17 protein-coding genes are annotated in these 22,802 nt (G+C 54.5%); 11 read left to right on the top strand and 6 right to left on the bottom strand.

Annotation, left to right across the window (positions count from 1 at the left end; translation table 11 throughout):
- The first annotated feature begins 33 nt into the window (after positions 1 to 33).
- Both JUJ53_RS12325 and JUJ53_RS12320 read left to right on the top strand, forming a co-directional pair.
- Positions 34 to 903, top strand: a complete 870-nt coding sequence (locus tag JUJ53_RS12325) for a shikimate dehydrogenase (protein ID WP_204152320.1) — start codon at positions 34 to 36, stop codon at positions 901 to 903.
- Between the two features lie 136 nt (positions 904 to 1,039).
- Positions 1,040 to 1,426: a hypothetical protein gene (locus JUJ53_RS12320; protein WP_204152319.1), complete on the top strand. Its 387-nt coding sequence runs from the start codon at positions 1,040 to 1,042 to the stop codon at positions 1,424 to 1,426.
- 76 nt (positions 1,427 to 1,502) lie between these two features.
- Here JUJ53_RS12320 and JUJ53_RS12315 read toward each other — a convergent pair whose 3' ends face one another.
- Entirely contained in the window at positions 1,503 to 2,768 is a 1,266-nt protein-coding gene (locus tag JUJ53_RS12315) for a lipid-A-disaccharide synthase (RefSeq protein WP_204152318.1), read from the bottom strand.
- A gap of 154 nt (positions 2,769 to 2,922) precedes the next feature.
- On the opposite strand from JUJ53_RS12315, the gene obgE reads away from it, so the two are divergent.
- Positions 2,923 to 4,005, top strand: a complete 1,083-nt coding sequence (gene obgE, locus JUJ53_RS12310) for a GTPase ObgE (protein ID WP_204152317.1) — start codon at positions 2,923 to 2,925, stop codon at positions 4,003 to 4,005.
- 89 nt (positions 4,006 to 4,094) lie between these two features.
- Here the strand turns inward: obgE and JUJ53_RS12305 are convergent, their stop codons facing one another.
- Entirely contained in the window at positions 4,095 to 4,895 is an 801-nt protein-coding gene (locus JUJ53_RS12305) for a hypothetical protein (RefSeq protein WP_204152316.1), read from the bottom strand.
- A gap of 327 nt (positions 4,896 to 5,222) precedes the next feature.
- Here JUJ53_RS12305 and prfC point away from each other — a divergent pair, with 327 nt between their 5' ends.
- The 5 genes from prfC (at position 5,223) to recG (ending at position 13,025) form a co-directional block, all read left to right on the top strand.
- Positions 5,223 to 6,851 carry a peptide chain release factor 3 gene (gene prfC / locus JUJ53_RS12300; protein ID WP_204152315.1) on the top strand — a complete coding sequence of 543 codons (1,629 nt, stop codon included), beginning with the start codon at positions 5,223 to 5,225 and terminating at the stop codon, positions 6,849 to 6,851.
- Between the two features lie 268 nt (positions 6,852 to 7,119).
- The gene (locus JUJ53_RS12295) at positions 7,120 to 7,791 is read left to right on the top strand and encodes a pentapeptide repeat-containing protein (RefSeq protein WP_204152314.1); all 672 of its coding nucleotides are present in this window, start codon (positions 7,120 to 7,122) and stop codon (positions 7,789 to 7,791) included.
- 126 nt (positions 7,792 to 7,917) lie between these two features.
- Positions 7,918 to 9,165: an MFS transporter gene (locus tag JUJ53_RS12290; protein WP_204152313.1), complete on the top strand. Its 1,248-nt coding sequence runs from the start codon at positions 7,918 to 7,920 to the stop codon at positions 9,163 to 9,165.
- Between the two features lie 387 nt (positions 9,166 to 9,552).
- Entirely contained in the window at positions 9,553 to 10,563 is a 1,011-nt protein-coding gene (locus tag JUJ53_RS12285) for a hypothetical protein (RefSeq protein WP_204152312.1), read from the top strand.
- Positions 10,563 to 13,025 carry an ATP-dependent DNA helicase RecG gene (gene recG / locus JUJ53_RS12280; RefSeq protein ID WP_204152311.1) on the top strand — a complete coding sequence of 821 codons (2,463 nt, stop codon included), beginning with the start codon at positions 10,563 to 10,565 and terminating at the stop codon, positions 13,023 to 13,025. Before JUJ53_RS12285 ends, recG begins: the two co-directional genes overlap by 1 nt.
- A 100-nt stretch (positions 13,026 to 13,125) precedes the next feature.
- Here recG and aroH read toward each other — a convergent pair whose 3' ends face one another.
- Both aroH and sppA read right to left on the bottom strand, forming a co-directional pair.
- A complete protein-coding gene (gene aroH, locus JUJ53_RS12275) occupies positions 13,126 to 13,533 on the bottom strand; it encodes a chorismate mutase (protein WP_343327945.1) in 408 nt (135 codons plus the stop codon).
- A 171-nt stretch (positions 13,534 to 13,704) separates the two neighbouring features.
- The gene (gene sppA / locus JUJ53_RS12270; protein WP_204152309.1) at positions 13,705 to 14,526 is read right to left on the bottom strand and encodes a signal peptide peptidase SppA; all 822 of its coding nucleotides are present in this window, start codon (positions 14,524 to 14,526) and stop codon (positions 13,705 to 13,707) included.
- 305 nt (positions 14,527 to 14,831) lie between these two features.
- Here sppA and JUJ53_RS12265 point away from each other — a divergent pair, with 305 nt between their 5' ends.
- Positions 14,832 to 15,890 carry a DMT family transporter gene (locus JUJ53_RS12265; protein WP_204152308.1) on the top strand — a complete coding sequence of 353 codons (1,059 nt, stop codon included), beginning with the start codon at positions 14,832 to 14,834 and terminating at the stop codon, positions 15,888 to 15,890.
- A gap of 9 nt (positions 15,891 to 15,899) precedes the next feature.
- On the opposite strand, the gene JUJ53_RS12260 is transcribed toward JUJ53_RS12265, so the two are convergent.
- The gene (locus JUJ53_RS12260) at positions 15,900 to 16,853 is read right to left on the bottom strand and encodes a ribonuclease Z (protein ID WP_204152307.1); all 954 of its coding nucleotides are present in this window, start codon (positions 16,851 to 16,853) and stop codon (positions 15,900 to 15,902) included.
- Between the two features lie 363 nt (positions 16,854 to 17,216).
- Between JUJ53_RS12260 and JUJ53_RS12255 the strand changes: the two genes are divergently transcribed.
- On the top strand, positions 17,217 to 19,307 hold the full coding sequence (locus tag JUJ53_RS12255) for a GAF domain-containing protein (RefSeq protein ID WP_204152306.1): 2,091 nt from the start codon (positions 17,217 to 17,219) through the stop codon (positions 19,305 to 19,307).
- Between the two features lie 288 nt (positions 19,308 to 19,595).
- Entirely contained in the window at positions 19,596 to 20,195 is a 600-nt protein-coding gene (locus JUJ53_RS12250) for an SRPBCC family protein (protein WP_204152305.1), read from the top strand.
- Here JUJ53_RS12250 and JUJ53_RS12245 read toward each other — a convergent pair.
- The gene (locus tag JUJ53_RS12245) at positions 20,146 to 22,479 is read right to left on the bottom strand and encodes a glycosyltransferase (RefSeq protein ID WP_343327950.1); all 2,334 of its coding nucleotides are present in this window, start codon (positions 22,477 to 22,479) and stop codon (positions 20,146 to 20,148) included. The two genes, JUJ53_RS12250 and JUJ53_RS12245, sit on opposite strands and share 50 nt — an antisense overlap.
- Positions 22,480 to 22,802: the final 323 nt, after the last annotated feature.

Below are 22,802 nucleotides of genomic sequence, written 5' to 3'. Positions count from 1 at the left end.
GAACGTGACAAGACTCAAACTCTTAAACCTACTATGACTCAGATTTGTGGTACGACTCAACTGCTGGGTGTGATTGGCCATCCCATTGCCCATACCTTGTCTCCAGCGATGCACAATGCAGCGATCGCTCACCTAGGGCTGGATTATGTCTATCTACCCTTTGCCATTGCGCCGGAGCGGTTGGCGGTGGCGATCGCTGGCTTTGAGGCGATGGGGGTGCAAGGGTTCAATGTCACCATCCCCCACAAGCAGGCGATTATGCCGTTGCTGACCACCGTGACGGCTGATGCGCGGGCGGTGGGCGCTGTGAATACGGTGTGCCGCACAGCAGACGGTTGGCTGGGCACCAATACGGATGTGTTGGGCTTCATGGCTCCCCTGCGAGAGCGATCGCCGGTGAGTGCTTCAGAAACGGTTGTCATCCTGGGTAACGGCGGCGCGGCGCGGGCGGTGGTGGCCGGCTGTGACCAGTTGGGCTATCGCCAGATTTGCGTCGTGGGACGCAGTGCCGACAAGCGTCGAGAGTTCATGGAGAGTTGGCGATCGGTGCCCCTCACGTCCCGGCTTTCTGTGCATTCCTGGGACGATCTGCCCCAGCTTTTACCCTCTGCCACCCTGGTGGTCAATTCCACGCCCTTGGGCATGCATCCCCAAGAAGATCGCTCTCCCCTCAGCCGGACGGATCTGCAGCAACTACCGGCTGGAGCCATTGTGTATGACCTGATCTACACTCCCAATCCCACCCGGTTGCTCTCAGAAGCGCGGGAGTTAGGGGCGATCGCTCTAGATGGCTTAGAAATGCTGGTGCAGCAGGGGGCGGCTGCTTTGGAACTATGGATTGGTCAACGGGCTCCGGTGGACGTTATGCGACGGACGTTGAAGGATGCTTTAGGATTACCTTAAAGGCAACGTCAAGCCCTGCGTCATCTACGTCATCTACTGTGTCACGGTCTTAGATCCCCGGTCATAGTCCTAGGCGATTCCCACTGCAATTCCCATTACAATATATGGAGAATTGTTAATAAACGAAGGCGCGCTCATGGTGACGGACATCTTTCCCTTCCGCCTACATCTTGATCCAACGACATTGGCAGGCATTAGCCTTTGGGCGCTGGCGCTGTATCTAGGCTTCTTTCCCGTAGGTGAATGGGTCACGGTGCAACTGGGGCGCTGGTTCAACTATGCTGAGCGATCGCTCTATACCCCGGCTGAGTTTGAGCGCACTCGGTCTGGACGAGAATCCCTGAACGCCCTCTACGCCTCAGTGTTCAGCATTGTGCCCTTCCTGGGAGCTGGTGGGCTGTGTAACTACGGCGTGGAGATCGGGCTAGGGCGCAGTTGGTCGGTGAGTGTCGGCATGATTGCCTGCATCGGCTGCGGGATTTATGAACTGGGGCGACGCAGCGTGCAGTCGGATGCGGATTAGTTTAGATGTGGATTGCTTAGCAGCCTAGGGTGAGCGATCGCCTTCTCTGCGCAAGTGCCGGATGTTGAAGGGTCTGTCAAGATGACGTTGGCAATGGGTTCTCAAGCAAGTCTAGGGTGAGGTGAGCGATCGCAGCGGCGGCTCCCGGTTTACCCCGAGCTGCTCGTAGTTGCTGGCGCATGTGGGTCAACTGCTGGGGATCATTGAGATACGACAACGCCACCTTGGCTACCTGCTGGGGCTCTAGGCTGCCAACGAGTTCTGGAACAATTTCCTTGCCGGCCCAGATGTTGGGCCAGGCCAACAGGCGCGGCTTGCGGAGAAACCAGCCGTTGATCAGCTTGGCCATGAGGCTGCCGACGCCGGGTAGGTTAGCCAATAGCCCCGGAATGCCGTCCCAGGCACGCATGGCGTCTAACTGCTGGGTGGGAAGCATGACGATCATGGGGATGGTGAGGGCTCCCAATTCGGCGGTATTGGCTCCAATAGTGGTTAGGCAAAGCTGGCATTGGGCGAGGGTTTCATAGGCGGGAAAGCTGCGGATGAGGGTGATTCGCAGGCCATCCCGAGTTTCTAAATAGGGCGGATCACCAGAGTGCAGGGTCGCGCCGGTGAACTGGAAGATCGCGGCGATCGCATTCTGGGCTGGGTCGGCAAAGTGGGCTAGGGTCTCCAGATCCAACGTAGGCGCAACCGGCAGGATGAAGCGGGCATGGGGGCGCTGGCGGTGAATCTGTTGGGCGATCGCTAAACAGAGGGGTACGCCCTGGGCTAGCTTGGCGGGTTTGGAGCCGGGTAATAAACCAATGTGCTCTGTATCAAGTGTTTCTAACGCTGGCACCGCCCCAGCTTCCGCCATTAGGTCTCCCACTACGGTGAATTTAGGGCGATGGCGTACGGGAGCACGCTGGCACAAATCTGCTTTCATGACGGCAAAGCGATCGATCCAGCCATGCCAACGGGTGTCCCATTCACCATAGATCAAGGTTTTGTAGCCAAGACGGCGACCGATGATCACCGGAAAAATCTGATCGCCACCCAGAAAGACCACTACGCCGCGATCGCGCCAGTCCCAGTTCTCTGCCGTCTTACCCCAAAGTAAAAACGGAAAAAAGTCCGTTGCTCCCTGCACCCGATCCACCTCTGGATAGCTCTGAACAATAGCGGCTTCTCGTCCGCTGGCATTGGCACAGGGCGAGAGGATGACGGACAGGCGCAGGGTGGAGCGATCGCCCCCCCAAGCCTGGCGGAGAGCTTGCACCACCGGCCGCACCCAGGTGGCCACTTCGCCCGGGCCGTTGGACAGAATCAGGATATCGACCAGTTGGCCGGGTGGGTCCATCGTTGAGTCAATCGGTTCAGTCATGGATAGTTTGATGGCGGGGGCTTGACATGGGTCTGAGGAATCCGCACCCGCTAGCGGTCAATCCGGACAAAAGTCCCCAAGATTCCTCCAAAATCGCCTAGGATTGATCCAGGTACTCTCACCCACAGCAATGCAGTTTATTGATCAGGCCCAGATTGAAGTCTTTGCGGGAGACGGAGGGGACGGCATGGCCGCCTTCCGCCGCGAAAAGTATGTTCCGGCTGGTGGTCCCTCGGGGGGCAATGGCGGTCGGGGCGGATCGGTCATTTTAGTGGCTGATGAAAATTTACAGACCCTCTTGGACTTCCGCTATGCCCATAAGTTTAAGGCAGAACCGGGTAAGCGCGGCGGGTCGAGCAATAAGACCGGTGCCAATGGCAGCGATCGCGTCATTGAAGTACCCTGCGGTACGGTGATTACCGATGTGGAAACGGGGGAACTGCTGGGAGATCTAGTAACGCCCGGCCAAACCCTTTATGTGGCGCGGGGCGGCAAAGGTGGCTTAGGAAATCGCTGCTTCTTGAGCAACCACAACCGCGCTCCAGAACATGCTTTGCCCGGTCTGCCCGGTGAGCATCGCGTCATCAAGCTGGAACTGAAGCTGCTGGCGGAAGTTGGCATTATTGGTCTGCCCAATGCGGGCAAATCCACCCTAATTTCTGCCCTGTCGGCGGCTCGTCCTAAGGTGGCGGATTATCCCTTCACCACCCTCGTGCCCAACCTCGGTGTGGTGCGTAAGCCATCGGGGGATGGTACCGTCTTTGCCGATATTCCAGGGCTGATCGAAGGAGCCCATGCCGGGGCTGGGCTGGGCCATGAATTTTTGCGCCACATCGAGCGGACTCGCCTGCTGCTGCATTTAGTAGATCTGACGGCTGCGGATCCCGTTGGCGATTTTCGTACCATTCAGGCTGAGCTGCAGGCCTATGGCCATGGCTTAAGCGATCGCCCCCAGGTCATCGCCCTCAGCAAGATTGATGTGTTGGGGCTCTCGTCTGACGATCCGGTTGACGATACCGTGCAGGACATCATCCAACAGCTTCAACCCCACAGCATTGCTCCCGTCCAATTGATTTCTTCGGGAACTCGTGCGGGTCTGGATACGCTGATGGAACATGTGTGGCAACAACTGGCTGCTCTACCTGCCGAGCCGCCCGCCATACCTCCGCCGATTCTGGCTCAGACGGCTAGTGAATTTCATATTCCGGTTTAGCGCAAGAGCCCGCTAGAGCTGCTACTCCGATGCCTAGCATCTCCAAGGTCTGAGAGTCTGAGGGACTAGGATCCCTCAGATCCTGCTCTCTATATATCTTGGGAGTCTATGGTGTCTTCAAAGCTATGTCCTATCATCTGGGACATGGCGGGAGCTGGTCTTGCCGATGCTGGAGATTTGGATGATCCTACAGAGACCGCCAACCGTTGGAATTGCGTAGCGATGTAATCTAGCAACCCGTAGACAAAAGCCAGCACGCCCAGCATTTCGAACACTTCTTCAATGGTCAGCATGACGGCCATCATCATATTTTGATCGGCTGATAACTCTCCGGTTGAACTGGCAGCTTGCCAATGCAGGGCTCCAACCACTTCCATCAAAACTGCGCCACCTACGTATAAAACGAAGGCGGCTACGAAAAAGCGCTGGGTTTTCTTGGGTAAGTGCAACAAAAACCTGATGTAGGCGATGCCAAACACCAGGGCGAAAAGGGCTGCAGGAATCACCCAGGGCTGGCTGAAGGCTTGACTATCAGGCAACACCTTCGGCGTTACATGGTTGAGCAGCTCATGTAGGCTAGCCGCTTCGTCTACGGATAGGTATAGAAAGGCGATCGCCAGACCCGTCCAGTAATACCGGAAGCGATCGCCTGCGGTGTGTTTGGCGATCGCAATTGTAGCTAGCAGAGCTGAGCACAACAGCAGGGTGATGGAGGAATACCAGGTGGGGATACTCTGCTCGGTATTGACATCAAAGCGGGGTACAAACCCAAACATCATGTCATCCCCAAGATAGAACTTGAAGTACTGCCCTAGCAAACTAGCCAACGCTAACCCTATAACAACATAGACGAGAAACTTAGTAATTCGCGTTGGGGATAGGTGAATCATAGTTGTTCTTTTCCAAGACGCATGGTGTAGAGACGCGCGAGCCTTGTCTGACCCTTGGTATAGCTGTGGCAGGTGGGTTGAGACATGGCCTAGATGGAGCCTTCCAAGGTTTGAACGTTGGTTTCTTAATGCTCTAAGCCATATGACTAGAGCCAGTTATTAACTTTTTATTAATCTGTTGTTAACCTTTTGTTTATTAGACATTAACGTTGCAGCCTTGCTAAGGTCAATCCCTCTTGGGGTGATTGTTTAGAGGATGATTTGAACAAATCCGTCTGGCCCGTCCCGTGGCTTCGTATAATGGAGATTCGACTAAAGGCCTTGAGTATGTCCACAGAACTTCAGGGCGAGTTGCAATCGGCGGTGGAAACCCGTCGCAACTTTGCCATCATTTCCCACCCGGATGCGGGTAAAACCACCCTGACTGAAAAGCTGCTGCTCTACGGAGGGGCTATTCATGAAGCGGGTGCCGTGAAGGCCAAGCGATCGCAGCGCCAAGCCACCTCCGACTGGATGGAAATGGAGCAGCAGCGTGGTATTTCCATCACCTCCACCGTGATGCAGTTTGAGTACGATGGCTTTTGGATTAACCTGCTAGATACGCCGGGGCACCAAGACTTTAGTGAAGATACCTATCGCACCCTAGCGGCGGCCGATAATGCCGTCATGCTGGAAGATGCAGCTAAGGGGTTAGAGCCGCAAACCCGTAAGCTATTTGAAGTCTGTCGGATGCGATCGCTGCCGATTTTTACCTTCTTCAACAAGCTGGATCGCCCGTCTCGTGATCCGCTGGAGTTGATGGATGAAATTGAACAGGAGCTAGGCTTGAAAACCTATGCGGTGAATTGGCCCATTGGTACGGGCGATCGCTTTAAGGGCGTGTTTGATCGTCGTAAGCGGCAGATTCACCTATTTCAGCGCACAGTCCACGGCAGTTTCCAAGCGCAAGATACGGTGGTGGAGCTAGGCGATCCGCGTATTGAAGATCTGCTAGAGCCGGATTTATACTACCAACTCAAGGAAGAGCTGGATGTCTTGGAAGAAGTCGGCGATGACCTGGATCTAGACCTTGTGCATCAAGGCAAGATGACGCCAGTCTTTTTTGGCAGTGCGATGACTAATTTTGGGGTCAAGCTATTTCTAGAGTCGTTCCTAGACTATGCCCTCAAGCCAGGGTCTCGCCGTAGTAATCAAGGAGAGATTGCGCCCACGCATCCAGATTTTTCGGGATTCGTCTTTAAGCTGCAGGCGAATATGGATCCGAAACATCGCGATCGCATTGCCTTCATTCGTGTTTGTTCGGGCAAGTTTGAGAAAGACATGATCGTTAGCCATGCGCGATCGGGCAAAAACGTGCGGCTCTCCCATCCTCAAAAGCTGTTTGGGCAAGGAAGAGAATCCTTGGAAGAAGCCTATCCGGGGGATGTGATCGGTCTCAATAATCCCGGTGTATTTGCCATTGGCGACACGATCTACCTGGGCAAGAAGCTGGAGTATGAAGGGATTCCCTGCTTTTCACCGGAGTTGTTTGCCTACCTCAAAAATCCTAATCCCTCCAAGTTCAAGCAGTTCCGGAAGGGTGTGAAAGAATTGCGGGAAGAGGGGGCGGTGCAAATTATGTATTCTGCGGATGATGCTAAGCGAGATCCGATCTTGGCCGCCGTTGGACAACTGCAGTTTGAGGTGGTGCAGTTCCGTTTGCAGAATGAATATGGCGTGGAAACCCGATTAGAACCCTTGCCCTTCAGTGTAGCCCGCTGGGTGGGCGGCGGTTGGGAGGTGTTGGACAAGATCGGACGATTGTTCAACACGGTGACGGTGAAAGATAGCTGGGGACGTCCTGTGCTGCTTTTCCGGAATGAGTGGAACTGTCGGCAGGTGGAGGGTGAGCATCCCTCGTTAGATCTGCGTTCGATCGCGCCGGTGGTATCTGGACAGGAGCCGGAGGATCTCTAGGCGCTTGGGGGACTTGGGAGATGGATGCACCGGATGGGTGCATCCTTGGGATTTGAGATGACTATGTATATTCACTAGTGTGCCAGTCATGGCTACGTCATAGATTTAACAGGACTTAAAGAACTCTTTATGTAGGAACTGCGGGTTGGGGGGCGATCGCCTGAAAGAAGGAATGACAGGAACGTTAGGTCATGGACAGTTTTAGATGACCCGTTACCTCAATGGTCAATCCTTGTTCAATCCTTCAGCGCAACCATTACCGACTTTTATGGCAGACCCTACTTGTCTTGATGTGATCCAACGCGGTACTCAGGTTTGGAATGAATTTCGCAAAACCTATAAGGGTAAGCCAGATTTAAGTAATGCCAACTTGAGTCTTCGCAACCTAGCGGGCATCAACTTATCTGGCATGAATCTGATTGGTGCTAATTTGATTGGTACTGATTTAAGCGGCGCAGACTTGAGCGGTGCCTATTTGATTCGTGCGCGGCTGATAGGTGCTGATTTGGTGGGCACAACGCTGATTAAGGCGATGTTGCGGGGAGCAGACTTAGCTGAGGCGACCTGCTGTATGGCCAACTTCAGCCGAGCTGATTTAATGGATGCCATGCTGGCCGGAACCCATCTTAACCAGAGTTACTTGATTGAAGCTAACTTAAACAATGCTAATCTGTATCGAGCGGATGTCAGCCAGGCTAACTTAGTTGGCGCGAATCTAAATCGCGCTAGTTTAGTTCATGCTGACTGCACCCATGCCAACTTGAGCCGCGCTAACCTTAGAGAGGTGATTGGGGTGCGAACCACGTTTGACTGGGCAGATTTCTCGGGTGCAGATTTGCGCGGGGCTGATATCACCGGCGCTAGTTTGGTGGGCACCCAAATGAAAGAGGCAAATCTCACCGGCGTGATCTTGCCAACGCCTATTGTGCTGGCCAGCTAAGCGATGCGATTGTTCGTCATCTTCAATTGAGGCTCAAGAAGCCTGCAATTTTTTCCAGATTTGGTCATGATAAGAGCAGTGGCGATCGCCATTGTTTCTATGGATACCGTCTGGAAGGATTGACCCTTGAGTGCTTTTTCCCAACTTGACCCGTTGTTACGACGCAACCTGCTGATTTTATTTACAGCAGGTCTTTTATTTTGGGCTGGTCTGGCTTCCTTGTTGCCCACTCTGCCGCTTTATATCGAGGATATTGGCGGCGATCGCCATCAGGTGGGCATTGTCATGGGAGCCTTTGCCATTGGCTTATTGGCCTCGCGTCCTAGCTTGGCCCGCTTGGCCGATGCCCGTGGTCGTAAGGTGGTGCTGCTCATTGGCATGGCAGCGATCGCCTTTGCGCCCTTGGGATATTTGGCCACTGGATCGATTCCCCTATTGATTGTGATTCGTGCCTTTCATGGGTTGAGCATTGCTGCCTTTGCCCTGGCCTATAGCGCCCTCGTGGTTGACTTTTCCCCACCCCATCAGCGGGGAGAACTTATTGGCTATATGAGTTTGGTGAATCCCATGGGTTTGGCGATCGGGCCGGCCCTAGGGGGCTATTTACAGGAGTGGCTCAATTACGACGCCGTGTTCATCATGTCGTTTGCCATGGGAATAGTGGGTCTGATCTGTACGGCCTATGTGCAAGATGCGCCCCATCTGGTATCGCCTACGGCGGCGATCGCTGCCCAGGCGGCGGAGCGGAAAAAGGCTGCGTTTTGGCGGCTGTTGGTGAGCGATCGGGTGCGGGTGCCCGCGTTGATCATGCTGATGGTGGGGCTAGCCTTTGGCACCCTCAGCACCTTTGCGCCGCTCTACGTGAGAGAGGTGGGCATTTCGGTGAATGTGGGGTTGTTCTACACGGCGGCGGCGATCGCGAGTTTTTCCATTCGCTTGATCTCCGGGCCCGGCTCCGATCGCTATGGACGGGGGGTGTTCATTACCCTCAGCGTGGTTCTCTACACAGCGTCGATGCTGATGCTCTGGCAGACCCAAAATGACACGATGTTTTTGATGGCTGCGGTGCTGCAGGGGGCCGGGTCGGGAACCTTGATTCCCATGGTGGCGGCGCTGATGGCCGATCGCTCCTATGCGGATGAACGGGGACGTATTTTTGGTGTTTGTATGACAGGGTTTGACCTAGGGATTGCCCTCGCTGGGCCGTTTCTAGGGGCGATCGCTGATCAGACGGGCATTACGGCCCTGTTTGGTCTCTGTGGTGGTATGACCTTTGTGGGTCTTCTGGTATTTCTCCTGTTTTCTAGCAAAGATGTGGCCCATTCCCTACGCTTTGCCACCGGACGAGAACGGGATATGTATGCGGTGGACTAGGGCCGTAAGACGGAAGAACGAAGACGGAAGAATGAAGACAGAAGAATGAAAAGGAAGTCCAGGACACACAAGGTTTCCCACTTCAGCAACTAGGCGGGTTACGTCTGCCTCAGGGTACTCAGGGGTATTTCTGAAGTTGCTGGTGCTGAAGTATACATAGGCTGGAGCTACGGTGCTTGTCCAACAAGGGCAGGGTTACCCTTGGCTGGATCGAGAGGGTCGAGGTGAGTCGGCCCGTGCAACCAGGGCGATCGCTCCTTGATAACCCGTTGATGATCAGGTCATGCTTGATATCCAACGGGGAATAAGTTGTCTGTTGGGCAATCGCGGGGAAGATGCTGGGAAGATACTTGGCCTATCCTAGGGGCAAGCATCAATAGGATAGACTTGTACTACCGATTGCATGTAGAGGTCATCGAGGCGATCGCGCGGGAGTCAACGGTAAATGTATTGGACAAGCAGGGAATAGTGGCGCTTATGGTTCGTGCGGTGCAAAACATTGAGCAGGATATTCAACGTTTGGATGAAGCTCTGGAGGCGATCGCGCAGGAGCTGCATGGGGCCTATCAAACGTATATAGAAAGCTTGGGAGAGTCGTTGCGCAAGCAGCTTGTTTTGGCTAGCTATCACCTCTGCACCCAAGGCTATCCTGATCGATTTTTGGCCCTATCCCTCAGCCAGCGCCAAGCATTGCAGCAGGAACTCCGTCACCTGGGGCAGCGATCGCAGCAGCAATTGCTCCAGTTCCTGACGCCGCCCCGTCCGATGCCCAAGGCTGTGCCCAAGCCGCCTAGCTTACTAGAGGCGATGGTCAGTGGTGATTTGTCTGGTGATCTGTCCGGTGATCTACCTGATGATGTGCTGCTGGAAGATGCAGGTCTAGATCATCTGTCCCTAGAAGACGATGGCACTGGCGATGTGGCGATCGCTGATCTAGAGGATCTATCTGCCTCGCTCACGCCCTACGACGTCGTGCAGTGGCGCGATGCCTTGGAAGATGCGATCGCTGAACTGTTGCAAGACATGTCCCATGAAGCGAACCGACTGCTGCAGCGCATGAATATGCTATCGAGTGCTTTGCCGGAGCCGGTCTTGGAGGTAGCCTCTAAGGCCGATATGCTGGCAGATGCGTCTAGCGGGCCGCCCAATTTGTTGAAGCTGCGCATTGAGGCGGAGAGCGAGAATAAGAATGAGTCGGAAACGGCGCAACTGGTGGTCATTCATCTGCGGCTGTCGGAAATTGAGTTTAGTGATCCCATCTTTTCCCTGAAGCGGGCCAAAATTCGTGAGCTGTTTGCCCAAGTGAGTCAAATTGGGCACGACTATCAGCGGGTGCATCGAGAGAAGGCGATCGCTGAAGCTGAAGCTGCCTGGCGGTCGAGTTGGTATGAAGGCTGATGGATTGGGAGCGTCTGCAAAAAGCACTGTCCTATGAAGCGGAGGGGGCGTTCAACGATCGCCAGGGCAAGGCCCATCGCTTCAGTGAATTTTTACATCTCAGTCTTCGGGAGCCATCGGTTGACCTGCCGGAGGACGATCGCAATCGCTGCCGAGACATAGCCGATCGCTACCGGGTTTATGGAGACATGACCCTGGCCCAACGCCGACATTTGGTGGCAGATACTCGGCGGTTTGTGTTGCAAAGCCGGCGCTTATTAGAAACGGCCCATCAGTCTCCCCCGGAGGTGACTGCTGCACCCAAAGCTCGATCGCCCCACACCAAGTCGATCACCGAACTGGTGGGTACGTCATCCCAGCTTGACCTCGACCAAGCGGTGACCTATCTGAAAGGCATGGGCCCCAAGAACAGCGATCGCTTAGCCAAGCTCGGCATCTATACCGTGCGGGATCTGCTCTACTACTATCCCCGCGACTATTTGGACTATGCCCGCGAGGTGAACATCCGCGATCTGGAGGCGGGGGAAACGGTCACCTTGCTGGGAACGGTCAAGCGCTGTATGTGTTTCACCAGTCCCCGCAATCCTAAGCTGACTATTTTTGAACTGGTGCTGCGCGATCGCACCGGTCAGATCAAGCTGAATCGCTTTTTCCCCGGCAGTCGCTACAGCAATCGGGGTTGGCAAGAGCAGCAAAAACGCCAATATCCTATTGGTGCCAGGGTGGCCGCGTCGGGCTTGGTGAAGGTGAACAAGTACGGCACCACGCTGGATGATCCGCAAATCGAAGTCCTGTCGGGCCCCGATGACCCGATCGATTCCCTCACTGTGGGGCGGGTGGTGCCCATTTACCCGCTCACGGATGGCGTGAATGCCAATCTCCTGCGCCGGGCCATGCTAGAGGCAATTCCAGCAGCGGCACAGTTGGTCGATCCCTTGCCCCAGCCCCTGCGCGATCAGTTTGAGCTGATGACCTTATCGGAGGCGATCGCCCAGATCCACTATCCCGACCATAGCGATCGCCTCAGCCAAGCCCGCCGTCGGCTGGTCTTCGATGAATTCTTCTACCTACAGTTGGGGCTGCTGCAGCGTCGCCAGAGCCAGCGTCAGGCCCAAACCTCAGCGATTCTCACGCCCCAGGGTGCCTTGATTGAGCAATTTTACGAGGTCTTGCCCTTTCCTCTCACCCAGGCTCAGCAGCGGGTGGTCAGCGATATTTTGCAGGATCTGGAACATCCCATGCCCATGAATCGCTTGGTGCAGGGGGATGTGGGATCGGGAAAAACGGTTGTGGCGGTGATTGCTGCCCTAGCGGCGATTCAGTCGAGCTATCAAGTGGCCCTGATGGCTCCCACGGAAGTGCTAGCGGAACAGCATTATCGCAAGCTGGTGGGCTGGTTTAACCTGTTGCACCTACCGGTGGAACTGCTCACGGGATCTACTAAAGTCTCCAAACGCCGACAAATTCATACTCAGCTAGAAACCGGTGAACTGCCGCTGTTGGTGGGCACCCATGCCCTAATTGAAGATCCGGTGCGCTTCAGCAAGCTGGGTCTGGTGGTGATTGATGAACAGCATCGCTTTGGGGTGGAGCAACGGGCCCGCCTTTGCCGTAAGGGCGATAATCCCCACGTGCTCACCCTTTCGGCAACGCCCATTCCCCGTACCCTGGCCCTGACCCTGCATGGCGATTTGGACGTTAGCCAAATTGATGAACTGCCGCCTGGACGCAAACCCATTCAAACCACGCTGCTGACCGGGAGCGATCGCGCCCATGCCTACGATTTGATGCGCCGGGAAATTGCCCAAGGTCGCCAAGTGTATGTGGTATTGCCCTTGGTGGATGAGTCGGAACAGCTAGATTTGCGATCGGCCATTGAAGAATTTCAGCGTCTCAGCGAGACGGTCTTTCCAGACTTTGCGGTAGGGCTGCTGCATGGTCGCATGTCGTCAGCGGATAAAGATCAGGCGATTCAACAGTTTCGCCACAATGAGACCCAGATTTTGGTCTCGACCACGGTGGTGGAGGTGGGGGTAGACGTCCCCAATGCCAGCGTGATGTTGATTGAACATGCGGAGCGATTTGGTCTATCCCAGCTCCACCAACTGCGGGGACGGGTGGGGCGGGGTGCCGATCAATCGTTTTGTCTGCTGATGAGTACGTCTAAGGCCGAAACGGCTCGTCAACGACTGAAGGTGCTGGAGCAGTCCCAGGATGGATTTTTTATTGCCGAAATGGACATGCGCTTCCGGGGGCCAGGCCAGGTCTTAGGCAAACGACAGTCAGGCCTGCCAGATTTTGCCTTGGCCAGCTTAGTGGATGACCAAGATGTTTTGGAGGTGGCCCGCAATGCTGCTAAGACGTTGATGGAGCAGGATCCTACCCTAGAACCCTGGGATGCCATGCGGCAGGAGCTGGCCTATCGCTACCGAAAACTCATGGGTGGAGCCATGATGAATTAGGTGCATTGGGGGCGATCGCGTTCCCAGCACCCTGGCTGCAAACGATCGTCTCGTTATCCCATTAGTTTGACTGCCCGCCGTCTCAGGACGGTGAGGTGCATCAGGAATGAGACTGCACGGTGGAGGGAGAAGGCATCACAGGGGCAACGCCCCAATCGGGACGCAGATTTTTGGCATTTCTCAGGTAGGGATGATGCACTTGGGGATGGGGCGTATTGACATGGATTAAAAACCGGATGCAGCGTTCTAGCCCGCCTTCCACATGCATCTGTTGGACGTCCAACAGCGGCACATTATCCCAACGGGGACGCGATCGCGCGATCGCTGCTGGAAACACCACATCAATATCGCGAGTAGCCGAAAACATGGCGCTGATGATATCGGATGGATCTAGCTGGTTCAGCGATTCCAATTCATCAAGCAACTCATGCACCGCATCTTGAATGGCCTCCACTGAGTTTTCTGAAACGGTAGTTGCCCCACGAATTGCCCGAACCTTCCACTCCACGGCGAAATCCTCCATGATTTTGATATGTGTGTTGCTATGCTGCCTGGGTCAACCAGGGCGATCGCTCCAAGCTCTGATCCTCAGGGATACCTCGTTGTTCCAGCTCCAGTTCTGTATTGATAGACGCCATCATGTTCCGTATGGTACCCGTCCAACAGCCAGAGCGATCGCCTAAGGACGATAGAGCCAAAGGGGTAGCCCACTGGTTGAGGCTTCAAACTCCAGCCATTCTAGCCCGATTGCCAACGGAGACTGGGCATAGGCTCGCCCAGAAAATAAGCGGCTCGTCCAACTTTTCGGCTCTTCCAGATTAAAACAGGGCGTTTTTTCTGGATCTAGACCCGCTAGCTCGGCGGCCCAACGGCGGGCATCTTCCTCTGTTCCTAAGCGATCGACAACGCCTAAGTCTAAGGCCTGTTCTCCAGTAAAGATGCGCCCATCGGCAAAACTTTTGACGGCTTCAATCGTCAGGTTACGTCCTTCGGCAACCGTGCGGACAAATTGGTGATAGCTGGTGTCAATCAAGGTTTGCAGAATGTCTTTCTCTGGATCGGTCAGCTCACGGTCAAAGGCCAAAATATCTTTGTAGGGGCCTGACTTGATTACCTTGAAGGATACGCCAATTTTTTCCAGCAGCCGCTCTAGGTTGTTGCCCCGCAGAATAACGCCAATGCTGCCGGTAATGGTGCCCGGATTGGCCACGATGTGCTCTGCACCCATGCCAATATAAACGCCGCCGGAGGCAGAAATGTTGCCGAAGCTCGCAACAATTTTGACCTTGTCCCGCAGCTTCATCAATGCTTGGTAGATCTCTTGGGAGTCACCGACGGTGCCGCCGGGGCTATCAATGCGCAGCAGCAGCGCTGGAAACTTTCGCTCTTCAACGACTTTGAGGGCATTGAGAACCTGCTTGCGTGTTCCAGAAGCGATCGCCCCTGTAACTTCAATGCGGGCAATTTGTTTGCGAAAACGTCTAGAAAACGGCCAGACCATGAGCAGTTCAAATCCAGAAAAAATGGTATCTAGGAGTTCCCGTGACCTAACAATCGATGGGAACTGCTGATTCAAGTCTCATGGATCACCCACGCCTCTATAGACGTCATGATCCTCCATACATGAGAGATATGAGAGTTGGATGCAGCCATACTCTAGTGTGCCCTATGTTGAGGTTTCAGGTGCAAGTCCCTTGTCCCGCGATCGCTAGGGAATGTTCGGGGAAGAAAATGCACTACTTTTTAAACCTATAAATGGGCAATTGTGAGTAATACTTTAAGAAACGTAACTATTTTTGTTGCTTCATGGCGTCTAACACTTCCCTAGGGCGATCGCCCTTTCTGCCCCTGCTGCTCATTGCTCCCTTCTTTTTGTGGGGAACGGCCATGGTGGCCATGAAGGGAACCTTGCCCCACACCACGCCCTTTTTTATGGCGGGTGTGCGGCTGGTGCCAGCGGGCGGATTAATTTTGCTGGCTGCCGCCTGGATGAAGCGTCCGCAGCCTCAGGGATGGATGGCTTGGCTATGGATTGGGCTATTTGGGCTGGTGGATGGTGCGCTGTTTCAAGGGTTTTTGGCCCAGGGACTCACCCGGACAGGCGCGGGGCTTGGCTCTGTGATGATCGACTCCCAACCCTTGGCGGTGGCCTTGATGGCGCGCTGGTTTTTCGGCGAACGCATTGGCCTCTGGGGTGGTTTGGGCTTGGCCTTGGGGATCTTGGGGATCAGCCTGTTGGGACTGCCGGATGAATGGCTGGTTAATCTATGGCAGTCTGGTTTGCAGGACGTTAGCGTTGCGTCGTGGCCAGAGGCGCTGGGCAATCTGTTCCAAAGCGGTCAGTGGCTGATGCTCATGGCTGCCCTGTCGATGGCGGTGGGAACGGTGATGGTGCGCTGGGTCTGTCGCTATGCTGATCCCGTGACGGCAACCGGCTGGCATATGATTCTGGGGGGATTACCCCTGTTTGCCCTGTCGTCTGGTCTAGAAACTCAGCAGTGGAGCTTGCTGGATGGCGGTGATTGGCTGTCCTTAAGCTACGCGACTATCTTTGGGAGTGCGATCGCCTATGGATTGTTCTTCTACTTTGCATCGAGCGGCAACTTGACCAGCTTTAGCTCTCTCACCTTCCTCACCCCCGTCTTTGCCTTGGTGTTTGGCAACCTGTTTCTATCCGAGGTCTTAAGCTCGATTCAGTGGGTAGGGGTTGGTTTCACCCTGGCGAGCATTTATCTGATTAATCAACGGGATGTGCTGACCACCAAAATGCGCCTGGGCCGCTGGCTGCAGGCCAAGCAGGCCTCTGAGGAACCAACCGCCGATTTAGCGATCGCCCAACCTCAGGAGCAGGAGCATCCTAGGTAGGACTTGGGACTATCGAGAAGCGATCGCTTCCCGCAACCGTCGAGGAATGTCATGCACCATGAAATCATGGGCCATGACGGTGTTGGGAAAAATGGCCCGAGCTTCTGCCAATAAATCTCCGAGATCAACCGCATTGCCCGGCGCATAGCGAGGGCTGAAATGGGTCATCACCAACTGCTGCACCTGCGCAGATAGAGCCACTTGAGCCGCCATGGTGGAGGTGGAATGCAGACGCTGATAAGCCATCTCCGCGTCGTGGTGGGAGAAGGTGGCTTCATGGACAAGCACGTCGGCATCTTGGGCTAGGGTCACGGCATTGTCGCAGTAAATGGTGTCGGTGCAGTACACAAATTTGCGGCCAATTTCCGTGGGCCCGCAGAGATCGGCTCCGTTAATCTGCCGTCCGTCCGGCAGCGTCACCCACTCGCCACGCTTCAGCTTGCCATATAAGGGCCCCGACGGAATGCCCAAGGCTGTGGCCCGATCGACGTTAAACCGTCCAGCGCGATCTTTTTCGGCCACCCGATAGCCAAAGGCTGGTACCCGATGGGTCAGCGCCTCACAGCTCACCACAAACTCATCATCTTCGTACAGGATCCCAGGCGTGACGGTATGCACCTTCACGGGATAGGAAAAGTGAGTTTGGGAATAGCGGCCGCAGGCTCTCAGGTAGTCGTCTAGCTTGGGAGGGCCGTAGATATCAATCCGGCTAGGATTGCCCGCCAGCCCGCAGCTTGCCAAGAGCCCCATCAGCCCATAGATGTGATCCCCATGCATGTGGGTCACAAAAATTCGGGTGATTTGGCTGATGCGGATGTCACTGCGTAAAATTTGGTGTTGAGTTCCTTCGCCGCAGTCAAACAGCCACACTTCAGCGCGCTGAGGCAATCGCAGGGCAATGCTCGACACATTACGCGATCGCGTCGGAATCCCAGAACTAGTGCCTAAAAACGTTAATTGCAATGTCTGCTCACTTCAGTATCAACAACCAGGAGATATCAACTAGACGTGCTTCTATCCTGACATATCTCAAGCTGGCTGACGCGATCGCTGTTAGGTTTGAACGGTGTTGCTGGATCCCATGCACCGCAAAAAATCCCTCCTCATGGTAGATCAAGCAATGGTCATCAAGATTACCGAGACCATAATCGAAGAAAGGCAATTTAGTTTTCCGCACTGCCCAGAATCGTAGGGAATTCACGGATTCTGTTGGGGGGAATAACCGTGTAGGCTAAGGCCAATCTATGATGATCAGCATCTCTTGAACGCGATCGCCCAGGTCTGGATTTGAGTCATTCATCTTCGCATTAGTAACCCTTTCCTGCGTTGAACATTACGTCAGTCCCCCATACTCCTATTGCTACTGCGTCAGAGCTATTGAAGCAATTGACTCAAGGCTTGCTGTCAGATCAACATCCTCACGATCTGTTGAGCCGGTTTGCCCAAGCCCTTGGAGCCCTCGTTTCCGCAGATGCCGTAGCCCTGATTCAAGCCATTCCAGGACAATCGGGGCTGCAGACTCTGTACTGGCACAAGCAAGGAATTCACAACCCATGTCCTGGCTATCGTTCCCCTTGCTTGCTGAATATCCTAGAGCACCCAGCGATCGCCACCTTGTTTGCCAAGTCAAATGTTCTGGCTATTCAAGACCTTACCGCCAAAGCCAGCCAACACTGGCTCACGGGAGACATCCTAGAATGGCTTTCTGTTTTAAGCGATCGCACCGGACAGTCCACGGCATCATGGAACCAGCCCCGTTCCTTGCTAGCTGTGGTGACCCGTTTGGATCACTGTGTCAATGGAGTCTTTGCTGTGATGCGATCGCAGCCTTACCAATGGATGGAGGCAGACGTGCAACTACTAAATGATTTGGCAGAACCCTTAGCGATCGCCATGTCCCACGCTCAATTTCAGCAGCAGGTGCGGCAACAGCGCCGCTACCAGGGCGTGATTGGACAGTTGGTGACCGCTGTTCGCCATACGGAAACGCTAGAACATATTTTTGAGCAGGCTCTGAGCGAGGTTGTATCGACGCTTCAGGTTAGCCGTGGGTTTATTTTGCTCCTGAAGTATTCCGACCCGGCCTACCAGCGCCAGGCTCGCTCGGCCATCGTAGGTGTGCGGGTCTCTGTTGCCCATCAGTGGCCTCAAACCTGTGAACTCCCTCAACCAGAGGCGCTAGCGATCGCCTTCGATGGCGATGATCGTCATGCGGGCACTTGGATCAATCACTCCTTCGCGCTGTCGGATTGTCCGTCTTGTCAACACCTGTATCTCCATCCCCAAGATGTTCTAGCACTTCCCAGTTCCTTAGCCTCTTCATTGAGTGCGGTCAGGGTCGAGAATGATGCTTGCTCTCTCCACGCCTCTCCCCTCGATAGTTCGATCATGCCATCGTTGGTGCTGGTGCCCTTAGAGAGCCACGGTAAGGTGCTGGGCTACTTGGCGATTCAACATCACCAACCTTGTGTATGGCAATCGGAAGAGCTAGACTTCCTGAAGCTGGTGGCAGCTCAAGTGGGTACGGCTATTATTCAATCTCATACGCTCCAACAGGTGCAGTCGTTGGTGGAAGAGCGCACGGCACAACTGAAGCATAGTCTAGATGTGCAGGCTAAGCTTTATGCCAAAACTCGTCAGCAAATTGAGCAGCTGCAGCAGCTTAATCAGCTTAAGGATGAGTTTCTCAGCACCATGAGCCATGAACTGCGTACGCCCCTCACCAGCATGACCTTGGCCATTCGCATGTTGCGTCAAGCCAATCTGTCGGAGGAGCGCCGCCAGAAGTATCTGGATATTTTAGAAGAGCAATGTGCTCAGGAAACAAGTCTGATTAATGACTTGCTTGCCCTGCAAAAAATCGAAACGGGGAGCGCATCGAGCTATCGCCACAAAATCGACGTTTACAGCATGATTCGTGGCATTGCCCAGTCCTTTGATGATGATTTTGCCAGCCGCGATATTCGATTTGCCGTAGATATACCTAAGCAAAATCTCAGTATTCGTACGGATACGGACAGTTTGCAGCGTATCTTGACCGAGCTGTTAACCAACGCTAAAAAATATGCGGCGGTGAGTACAGATGTCCATTTGCAGGTCATGTCTGAGCGATCGCCTGCCGGGTTACCCCTGCTGCGCGTCACGCTTTGTAATGTGGGCGAAGGCATTGATGCTGAGGATATGCCCTATATCTTTGATAAATTCCGGCGTGGTCGAGGCATTACGCAAAAGGCAATTCCAGGAACAGGTCTGGGTCTAGCACTGGTTAAAGGGCTGGTTGAACATCTGAATGGCACGATTGAGGTATCGAGCCAGCCCATCTCGGCCCCAGTGAGGGCAGGGGATGGGGATCGTGATCAGGCTGAGCCTCGTACCCATTGGGAAACCTGTTTTGTGCTGACGCTTCCCCAAGCATAGGATTGCTTAGTACAAGAAATTGGGTAGGATAGATGGGTGATAGGTAGAGAAATATACTCATGGTCTGAAGAGTTCACCGTCGGCCCATGCCCTAGCAGGTGCCTCATAGGAGGTGTCTGAGCTCAAAAACTCTCAGGTGAGCAATTGGTGGGATGTGTAGAGACGTTGGCATGGCTCTGCTCAAGTAGGTAATGCATCCAAGGTACAGGTACCGTTACGGCTACGCCTAACGGCACCCTACAAGACTCAAGAACCAGATCTCAGTTGGTCGAGCATTAGAGGTTATCAATGAATCAATCCTATTCTGAAGAAAGTGAGACCCTGACGCCTGAGCTTCAGGCTGTGGATCTAGGCGTAACTGAGCCAGACGTCGAGGCTTTGTCCAGCAGTGCAGGAATAGAGATTGCAACGGAAACCCTGGGGCAGCGATCGCGCCGGATTACGGCAGAGATCTGGCTACCCCATTCCCTAGAGCAAATCTGGCAGCTTTTAACCGACTACGATCACCTGGCAGACTTCATTCCCAACCTCGACCAAAGCCGTATCCTGGCCAGTCCTGATGCCCATACCACGCGGATTGAGCAAATTGGTGCCGAGTGCTTTCTGGCGATTCGCTTTTGTGCTCGGGTGGTGCTAGATATGGCCGAGTCATTCCCCCACCGCATTGATTTTCAGATGGTTGAAGGAGACTTTCGTGCTTTCTCGGGAAGCTGGAATCTACGGCCCCAAGAGCAAGCTGGCCAGGCAGGTACCCATCTGCACTATGTGGTGCAGATTGAACCGACGCGCTTGATGCCCATTGGGTTGATCGAGCGCCATCTTCGCAAGAATCTTATGCTTAACTTAGCCGCCATTCGTCAGCAGGCCGACCACCTTTACGTCGTCTAACGCTGGACACGGCGATGGTTCGAGGCTCTCCTGCTGCAAGTAGAGCATGGGGGCGTAGCAGCGTGCGGGTCAGCAACCACAGGGTTTCCAACTCGCCAGGCGTTTGATGGCGCTGCCACTGTCCTGGTCGGCAAAAGAGGAGTTGGATCATTTGTCGCTGTTGGGCTAGGGTCAGCTCATCAAAGCGAATCTGCACCACCGGTATCCCATGGCGATCGCCCATGTGAGTAATCTGACCAGCGATCGCCAGTTGTTCTTCCACCATCTCTAGGGTGACGGCTAAGTCACCGCCAGGGATGTGGGGCTGTTGATCAAGCTTGGGCAGGGCGACTTCCATGCCCACCTGGGAGAGTAAGGTCGTTGTTCCCCAAAAGGTTGGCTTTGGCAGATGGGCAGGCGACACGGATGACGACTCCTCGGCCCGAACTGGAGACCATCCAGGCAATCTGCTTTGGTCGTCGGTTACATGGTGCAGAGCTAGTTGAGGAAGCTGGGATACGCTGCTGGGAAGGTGCATGGTCAACCGCACGGTGCGCTGCAGGGGGAACCAGGGATGGGAATCAGGACGCGGCACATCCAGCAGAATTAACAGCGCTAGACCCACCATTACTAAGTTATAGGCACTCCAGATCCAGCCTAGCCCATAGCTCTTCATGGCATTTGCGCCATCCGCCATCATGTGATGCACCCAAAAGCGCTGCATGAGGTACATGCCAACGTTGACCCAGAGGCTGGCAGCCGTGGCGATGAACAATAGGATTAGCGGACTGGCTAAGACCCAATTAAACCGAAAGCGATCGCTCTCGGTTCCCTTCGGTGTGACCTTGAAGCCACGGGAAAAGGGACGGATGAGCGTTTGCAGAACGGCCAGGGCAATGGGAAAGCAAAGGACGATGGAGTATAGATCTGACAGCAGGGCTGAGCGGGAGCGATCGTTGAGCCAAGCAAAGGTTACCATCTGCACGGCATAGTAGGGCAGAAAGAAATAGACCAGTTCGCTTGGCGTGGCCCAGATGGGAATGATCCCCATAAAGGCGTAGACCAAGGGCATCAGCAAAAATCCAATGCGGGAGAGGTTGGTAAACCAGTGCAGTAATCCCTCTAGATGCACTAAGCGCTGAACCCAGGTGAGACCTGGCAGAGTTAGGGGATTGGCTTGGATGAACAGGGCTTGCAAGGTGCCTCGCGCCCAACGAATTCGCTGGGTGGCATAGTCGGCCATGTTTTCGGGCGCTAGACCGGCGCTGAGTTTTTCATTGAGATAGACCAAGTCATAGTCTAATGCCGACAGGCGCACGCCGGTGAAATAGTCCTCGGCAATGGATTCAGTATCAAATCCACCCAGAGGTTCTAGGGCACTACGCCGCACCACAAAGGAACTGCCGCAACAGGTGACGCTGCGGGTGCCGTCGCGCATGGGCTGGATTTGCCGATAGAAGACTTCTTCTTCTGGGGTCAGCACCGATTCTAGGCGGAGATTTCGGGCTAGGGGATCGGGGTTATAGAACGATTGGGGGGTTTGCACCAGGGCCACATTGGGTTTTTGGAAGAAGCCTAGGGTGCGAGTTAGAAAATTAGTGGTGGGCACGAAGTCCGCATCGAAGACCACGATCAGGTCTCCTGTGGTTTGGGCGATCGCATGGTTGAGGTTGCCAGCCTTGGCGTGACGATTGTCGGGGCGGGTGATGTACTCACAGCCGAGTTCTTGGGCCAAGTGCTGTACTCCAGGGCGGCAGGTATCGTCTAGCAGATAGACCCGATGGTTGGCATAGTCCATGGCCTGGCAGCCAATGACGGTGCGCCGCAGGATGGCTTCGGGTTCATCGTAGGTGGGGATCAAGACGTCAACGGAGGGCCGGTAGTCACCCGACTGGACATCGACGGATAGGACATCGGCCTCTCGCCGGCGATCGCGCACCTTGAAGAGTAAGAAGAGTTGGATCGTGCTGGCGCTCAGGGTAAGTAACTCCAGACCCAGCAGACCCACGCTCAGCAATCCGGATAGGGGAGTGCCGAAGTTCAACGTGGAGAGCGATCGCCAGAGAAGGTAGCGCAGGGTCAATATCGCCAAGGTACCGACAACAATGCCCCGTGACCATGTATTCGGCTGGGGCGACAGCTTCATGGTGATCAGCACTGTCCCCAAGAGAGCGATCGTGGGAATCAGGAGGTGCTCTAAGGATAGGGCAGGAGCCTGCACCCAAGTGGGCGGATGCTGTTGAAACCATTGAATTTGTTGAGCAATTTGCTGGGTCGGGCCATGCCCTCCTAGCCATGCCACCATCACGAATGCCACACTGACCATCAGCCCAAACCCTATGAGCGTGGCAGGGTAGACATGCCAGCGCGCCTGGACGCGTGCGGAGCGATGATTCTGCAGTGAAGGAGGGGTCATAAACAAGACTCAAATGATGGACAAAAGCTAGGGACTGAGAAGTAGATACCGCTTGCTTGAGGCTATACCGCAGATGTTGACTAATATTTAGTTTTGTAAACAGTCTAGTTGCTTTTTCGAAAAAACAGACTGCCTAGGGCAACCACCTCAAGGTGTGTAACCTCGCCAACGACGTTTGGCTTTATTTAAGCTACGGATTGTAGCCCTGCTTG

This window comes from Leptolyngbya sp. CCY15150, assembly GCF_016888135.1.
Taxonomy (GTDB): domain Bacteria; phylum Cyanobacteriota; class Cyanobacteriia; order RECH01; family RECH01; genus RECH01.
The sequence above is the reverse complement of the archived record's forward strand: the minus strand, read 5'-3'. Positions and strand labels throughout refer to the sequence as shown.

Excerpts from the sequence above, each read along its gene's own strand:
- JUJ53_RS12325 (WP_204152320.1), top strand. The coding sequence starts at position 34 with ATGACTCAGATTTGTGGTACGACTCAACTGCTGGGTGTGATTGGCCAT.
- JUJ53_RS12305 (WP_204152316.1), bottom strand. The coding sequence starts at position 4,895 with ATGATTCACCTATCCCCAACGCGAATTACTAAGTTTCTCGTCTATGTT.
- prfC (WP_204152315.1), top strand. The coding sequence starts at position 5,223 with ATGTCCACAGAACTTCAGGGCGAGTTGCAATCGGCGGTGGAAACCCGT.
- obgE (WP_204152317.1), top strand. The coding sequence starts at position 2,923 with ATGCAGTTTATTGATCAGGCCCAGATTGAAGTCTTTGCGGGAGACGGA.
- JUJ53_RS12315 (WP_204152318.1), bottom strand. The coding sequence starts at position 2,768 with ATGGACCCACCCGGCCAACTGGTCGATATCCTGATTCTGTCCAACGGC.
- JUJ53_RS12320 (WP_204152319.1), top strand. The coding sequence starts at position 1,040 with ATGGTGACGGACATCTTTCCCTTCCGCCTACATCTTGATCCAACGACA.
- sppA (WP_204152309.1), bottom strand. The coding sequence starts at position 14,526 with ATGGTCTGGCCGTTTTCTAGACGTTTTCGCAAACAAATTGCCCGCATT.
- recG (WP_204152311.1), top strand. The coding sequence starts at position 10,563 with ATGGATTGGGAGCGTCTGCAAAAAGCACTGTCCTATGAAGCGGAGGGG.
- JUJ53_RS12295 (WP_204152314.1), top strand. The coding sequence starts at position 7,120 with ATGGCAGACCCTACTTGTCTTGATGTGATCCAACGCGGTACTCAGGTT.
- JUJ53_RS12265 (WP_204152308.1), top strand. The coding sequence starts at position 14,832 with ATGGCGTCTAACACTTCCCTAGGGCGATCGCCCTTTCTGCCCCTGCTG.
- JUJ53_RS12250 (WP_204152305.1), top strand. The coding sequence starts at position 19,596 with ATGAATCAATCCTATTCTGAAGAAAGTGAGACCCTGACGCCTGAGCTT.
- JUJ53_RS12245 (WP_343327950.1), bottom strand. The coding sequence starts at position 22,479 with ATGGTGGCATGGCTAGGAGGGCATGGCCCGACCCAGCAAATTGCTCAA.